The organism is Streptomyces sp. NPDC053560 (assembly GCF_044544605.1).
In the GTDB taxonomy this organism is placed as follows: Bacteria; Actinomycetota; Actinomycetes; order Streptomycetales; family Streptomycetaceae; genus Streptomyces.
On record NZ_JBITXI010000032.1, the window covers coordinates 1 to 6,304 of the forward strand.

The 6,304-nt window shown below is 70.9% G+C and carries 1 protein-coding gene; it reads right to left on the minus strand.

All coding sequences use genetic code 11. From position 1 onward, the window contains the following. Nucleotides 1–6,304: SDR family NAD(P)-dependent oxidoreductase (locus tag ACIGQF_RS38410; RefSeq protein ID WP_399720739.1), on the minus strand; the 6,304-nt coding region annotated here is incomplete at both ends.

Below are 6,304 nucleotides of genomic sequence, written 5' to 3' on the forward strand. Positions count from 1 at the left end.
ATGACCGGCACCGGGCTCAACTCGCCCTTGGGGTCGTCCTGCTCGGTGGTGTCGTGCGGTGCCTGCTCCAGCACCACGTGCGCGTTCGTCCCGCTGACGCCGAAGGCCGAGATGCCGGCCCGCCGGACCCGATCCGACAGCGGCCACGGCGTCTGCTTCGTCAGCAGGGACACCGCTCCCGCGGTCCAGTCCACATGCGGTGAAGGCTCGTCCACGTGCAGCGTCGTAGGCAGTACGCCGTGCTGCATGGCCAGCACCATCTTGATGACGCCGCCCACGCCTGCGGCGGCCTGGGTGTGCCCGATGTTGGACTTCAGCGAGCCCAGCCACAGCGGCTGTTCGGCCGGGCGATCCTGCCCGTACGTGGCCAGCAGCGCTTGGGCTTCGATGGGGTCGCCGAGCCGGGTGCCGGTGCCGTGCGCCTCGACGGCGTCGACGTCTTCCGCACCCAGCCCGGCGTTCTCCAGCGCCCGGCGGATGACGCGTTGCTGTGAGGGACCGTTGGGGGCGGTCAGGCCGTTGCTGGCGCCGTCCTGGTTGACAGCGGAGCCGCGAACCACGGCGAGGATGCGGTGGCCGTTGCGTTCCGCGTCCGACAGCCGCTCTACGGCCAGCATGCCGGCACCCTCACCCCAGCTCGTACCGTCGGCCGCCGCGGAGAACGCCTTGCAGCGCCCGTCCGCCGCCAGCCCCCGCTGCCGCGAGAACTCCACGAAGAGGCCGGGGGCGGCCATGACGGTGACACCGCCCGCGAGCGCGAGGTCGCATTCGCCGTTGCGCAGCGCCTGCACCGCCAGGTGGAGTGCCACGAGGGAGGACGAGCAGGCCGTGTCGACGGTCACGGCCGGGCCTTCCAGGCCCAGAGCGTAGGAGACTCGGCCCGAGACCACGCTGCCGGAGGTGCCGGTCAGCAGATGTCCCTCGTACTCCTGCGGCGCCTCGTGCAGCCGGGCCGCGTACTCCTGGTGGACCATGCCCGCGTACACGCCGGTCTGGGTGCCGTGCAGGGTGTGCGGGTCGATGCCGGCCCGCTCCAGCGCCTCCCAGGAGGTTTCCAGCAGCAGCCGCTGCTGCGGGTCCATGGCGAGCGCCTCACGGGGGGAGATGCCGAAGAAGGCGGCATCGAACTCCCCTGCGTCGTAGAGGAATCCGCCTTCGCGGGTGTAGGTACGGCCCGGTCGGCCGGGCTCCGGGTCGTAGATACCGTCCACGTCCCAGCCGCGGTCGGTCGGCATCGGGCCGATGACGTCCCGCTCCTCCAGCAGTACCTTCCACAGGTCCTCGGGGGACCGTACGCCGCCCGGGAAGCGGCAAGCCATGCCGACGATGGCAATCGGCTCGTCGGTGGACAGGGGAGTCCGTGCCGGAGTGGTGGCCTGGTCCGGCGTGGACTGGTCAGAGGTCAGGCCGAGGGCGTCGTGCTGGAGGAAGCCGGCCAGCGTGGCGGGGGTCGGGTGGTCGAAGACGACGGTGGCGGGGAGTGTGACTCCGGTGGCGGCGTTGAGGCGGTTGCGCAGCTCCAGCGCGGTCAGTGAGTCGAAGCCCGCGGCCTTGAAAGAGCTGCCCGGCGCGATGGCGTCCGCCGAACCGTGGCGCAGCACCGCGGCGGCCTCCGTACGGACCAGCTCCACAAGAATCCGCCGCTGTTCGCCCACCGGCAGGCCCCCGATGCGCTGGGCCAGTGAGGCACCGGAGCCGTCCCTGGCGGTCTTTGCCCGCACGGTGCCGTCCTGCTCCAGAGCGCGGCGGGCCTCGGGCAGCTCGTCGAAGAGCGGCCCGGGGCGCAGCGCCGCCGTGCGCGGTGCGAACTCCGCCCAGTCCACGTCCGCGACCGTGCGGCAGACCGCGCCCTCGTCCAGCGCGCGCTGCAGTGCCTGGATCCCGGTGCGGGGCTCCAGGGCACGGATGCCACGACGGTTGAGGCTCACCTCGCCGGTGCCCTCGGCCATGCCTCCACCGGCCCACAGGCCCCAGCTGATGGAGGTCGCTGCCAGCCCCGCGGCCCGGCGGCGCTCGGCGAGCGCGTCCAGTGCGGCATTGGCGGCGGCGTACGCGGCCTGACCACCGTTGCCCCAGGCTCCGGTGACGGACGAGAAGAGAACGAAGGCATCGAGGTCGCGGCCCTCGGTGAGCTCGTGCAGATGAACGGCGGCGGTCGCCTTGGGGCGCTGTACCTCCGTCATGCGGTCGAGGGTGAGGGCACCGACCGTGCCGTCGATGAGCACTCCCGCGGTGTGGAAGACGGCGGTCGGCGGATGCTCGTCGAGCAGCGCGGCCAGCGCGTCGCGGTCCGCCACATCGCATGCCGCCAGGGTCACTCGGGCCCCGAGCCCGGCCAGCTCGTCCGCCAACGCCTGCGCCCCGGGCGCCTGTTCGCCGCGCCTGCTCGTCAGCACGAGATGCTCGGCGCCGTGCTCGGCCAGCCAGCGGGCGACGTGCCTGCCGATGGCACCCGTACCGCCCGTGATCAGCACGGTTCCGCGCGGACGCCACGGCCGGCCCGCTTCCGCGCGTGCGGGGACGCGTACGAGGCGACGGCCGAAGGCGCCGGAGGGGCGGAGGGCGATTTGGTCTTCGGTGGTGGTGTGGGCGAGGGCTTGGGTGAGGTGGCGGGTGGTCTGGGGGGTGAGGGTGTGGGGGAGGTCGATGAGTCCGCCCCAGTGGTCGGGGTGTTCGAGGGCGGCGACGCGTCCGAGGGCCCAGAGTTGGGCGGCTTCGGGGTCGGGGGTCTCCCCGGGGGTGATGGCGACGGCGCCCTGGGTGAGGGTCCAGAGCGGGGCCTTGAGGTTGGTGTCGCCGAGGGCCTGCGTCAGGGCGAGAGTCGCGGTGAGCGCGATGGGCAGGGTGAGGTGCTCGGGGTGTGTACCGCCGACGAGGCCGAGGAGGGAAACGATGCCGGTGACCGGCTGGTCGTGCTGCGCGGCGAGGAAGGTGGTGAGTGCGCCGCGGTCCGTGCTGGGGTCGACGGTGAGGTGGGTGACGGTGACGCCGTGGGCGGTGAGCGCCTGAGCCAGGTCAGCGGTGAGTTCAGCGTTGCGATCGACCTTGTGCTCAGAGCTGTGCTCGATCGGGGAGATGAGCAGCCAGTGGCCGGTGAGCCGTGCCGATCCCGTGAACGTCAGGTTCCGCCATGTGATGTTGTACGACAGCTCGTCCTGCGGCGCCTCGGTCCGGCTCTGCGGAGCGGGAGCCTCCAGCCAGTAGTGCTGGCGTTGGAAGGGGTAGGTGGGGAGGTCGGTGGGTTGGGCGCCGGTGTTGTCGTAGAGGGTGGGCCAGTGTATGGGGGCGCCGTGGGTGAAGGCTTCGGCGGTGGAGGTGAGGAAGCGTCGGAGGGTGCCTTCGTTGCGGCGTAGCGATCCGATGGCGGTGATGTTGTCGGGGAGGGCGGGGGTGAGGACGGGGTGGGCGCTGGTTTCGATGAAGAGGGTGTGGCCGTCGGCTTGGAGGCGGTGGACGGTTTCGTGGAAGCGGACGGTCTGGCGGAGGTTGCGGTACCAGTAGTCGGCGTCGAGCCCAGTTGTGTCGATCGGGGCGGCTTCGACCGTCGAGTAGAACGGGATGGCGGCGGTCTGCGGGTGGATGCCGTCCAGAGCTTGGAGCAGCTCGTCTTCGATGGTTTCGACGTGGGTGGAGTGGGAGGCGTAGTCGACGGCGATGGTGCGGGCCCGGACACCGTCAGCCTCGCAGGCGGCGACCATTTCCGCGATGGCGGTGGCGTCACCGGCGACAACGGTGGAGGTGGGGCCGTTGACCACCGCGACCTCCAGCCGGCCGTCCCACCGCTCCAGCCGGGCCGCGGCCTCGGCACGGGGCAGGGCGATGGAGGCCATCCCGCCGTGACCGGCGAGGTTCCGTCCGATGATCTGGGCGCGCAGGGCGCTGATGCGGGCACCGTCCTCGACGGATAGCGCGCCGCAGACGACGGCGGCGGCGATCTCACCTTGGGAGTGGCCGATGACGGCGTCGGGCTGGATGCCTGCTGATCTCCACAGCTCGGCGAGAGAGATCATGACGGCGAAGCAGGCGGGCTGGACGACATCGACGCGCCGTAGGGCGTCCTCATCGGCGAGGATGTCGGTGAGTTTCCAGTCGACCAGGCCGTTCAGTGCGTCTTCGCAGCGGGCCATGGCTGCGGCGAACACCGGCGATTCAGCCAGCAGTTGGGCGGCCATGCCGACCCACTGCGTCCCCTGGCCCGGGAACACGAACACCGACCGACCGACGCTGTCTGCCACCACACCGGCGACGACGTCTGCGGACGCCTCACCCGCCACGATCGACTCCAGGCCGGCCCGCAGCGCCGCCTCGTTCTCAGCCAGTACCACTGCCCGGTGCTCGAAGGCCGAGCGTGACACTGCGGTCGAGTAGCCCAGGTCCAACAGCCGTGCCGCGTCAACCCGCTCGATCAACTGCTGTGCCTGCTGCTGCAGCGCACCTTCATCACGTCCCGAGACGATCACCGGAACGATGGGCAGATCCAGCGTTGCCTGCGACTCGTCCGTCGTTTCCGGTTCCGGTGCCTGTTCGAGGATGACGTGGGCGTTGGTGCCGCTGACGCCGAAGGAGGAGACGGCGGAGCGGCGGGGACGGTCCAGCTCGGGCCAGGTCGTCGGCTCGGTGAGCAGGGAGACGGTGCCTGCTGACCAGTCGACCTGGGAGGAGGGCTGCTGTACGTGCAGGGTGCGGGGCAGCTCGCCGTGTTGCATGGCGAGCACCATTTTGATGATGCCGCCCACGCCTGCGGCGGCCTGGGTGTGGCCGATGTTGGATTTGAGCGAGCCGAGCCAGAGTGGCTGTTCGGCCGGGCGGTCTTTGCCGTAGGTCGCGATCAGGGCTTGGGCTTCGATGGGGTCGCCCAGGCGGGTGCCGGTGCCGTGGGCTTCGACCGCGTCCACATCGCCGGTGTGCAGTCCGGCGTTTTCCAGTGCGCGTCGGATGACGCGTTGTTGTGAGGGGCCGTTGGGGGCGGTCAGGCCGTTGCTGGCGCCGTCCTGGTTGACGGCGGAGCCCCGGACCACGGCGAGGATGCGGTGGCCGTTGCGTACCGCGTCGGAGAGCCGTTCGACGGCGAGTACGCCGGCGCCTTCGCTCCAGCCTGTTCCGTCGGCGGTGTCGGAGAATGCCTTGCAGCGTCCGTCCGCCGCCAGCCCCCGCTGCCGCGAGAACTCCACGAACATTCCCGGCTCGGCCATGACCGTGACGCCACCCGCCAGCGCGAGGTCGCACTCTCCGTTGCGCAGCGCTTGCACCGCCATGTGCAGGGCCACCAGCGAGGACGAGCAGGCCGTGTCGACCGTCACCGCCGGACCCTCCAGCCCGAGGGTGTAGGAGACGCGGCCCGAGGCGACACTGGCGGTGCTGCCCGTCAGCAGGTAGCCCTCGTAGCCCTGTGCGGACTCGTGAAGCCGAGGGCCGTACTCCTGCGTCATCGCGCCGACGAAGACGCCGGTCTGGCTGCCGCGCAGGGTGTGCGGGTCGATGCCGGCCCGCTCCAGCGCCTCCCAGGACGTCTCCAGCAGCAGCCGCTGCTGCGGGTCCATCGCCATTGCCTCGCGGGGGGAGATGCCGAAGAAGGCGGCATCGAAGTCGCCCGCGTCGTGCAGGAATCCGCCCTCGCGGCTGTACGTACGCCCGGCCGCTGCCGGGTCCGGGTCGTACAGGCCCTCAACATCCCAGCCACGGCCCATCGGGAACGGTGAGATGGCGTCCGTCTCCGAGGCCACCAGGTCCCACAGGCCCTCGGGCGAGGTCACCCCGCCCGGGAAGCGGCAGCCCATCCCCACGATCGCGATCGGCTCATCGGCCGGGATCGCGGCGCGTGCGCGGCTCTCTTCCTGGGGCCTGCCGAAGAGCAGGTCCCGCAGATAGCGCGCGGCGGCGAGAGGAGTGGGGCAGTCGTAGATGAGGGTTGCCGGAAGCTGGAGCCCGGTGCGCGCCTGAAGTGCGCTCTTGAGCTCGACGCCGGTGATCGAGTCGACGCCCAGATCGTTGAACGTTGCCTGGTCCTGCACCGCCGCGGCGGAATCCAGCCCGAGGACGAGGGCGGCACTTTCCCGGACGTGTGTGAGCAAACGATCGACCTGCTCGGCCTCGCTCAATCCGGCTATGGCATCACGGAGTTCAGCAGCTGGGTCATGGTGCTGCGCGGCAGCCGTGTCGACGACTTCCTGCCGGGCTTCGGTGGTGAGCGACGGCACCTCCGTATCCGGCGCCCAGTAGTGCTGGCGTTGGAAGGGGTAGGTGGGGAGGTTGGTGGTGCGGGCGTCGGTGTTGTCGAAGGCGGTCGACCATTGGATGGGGGCGC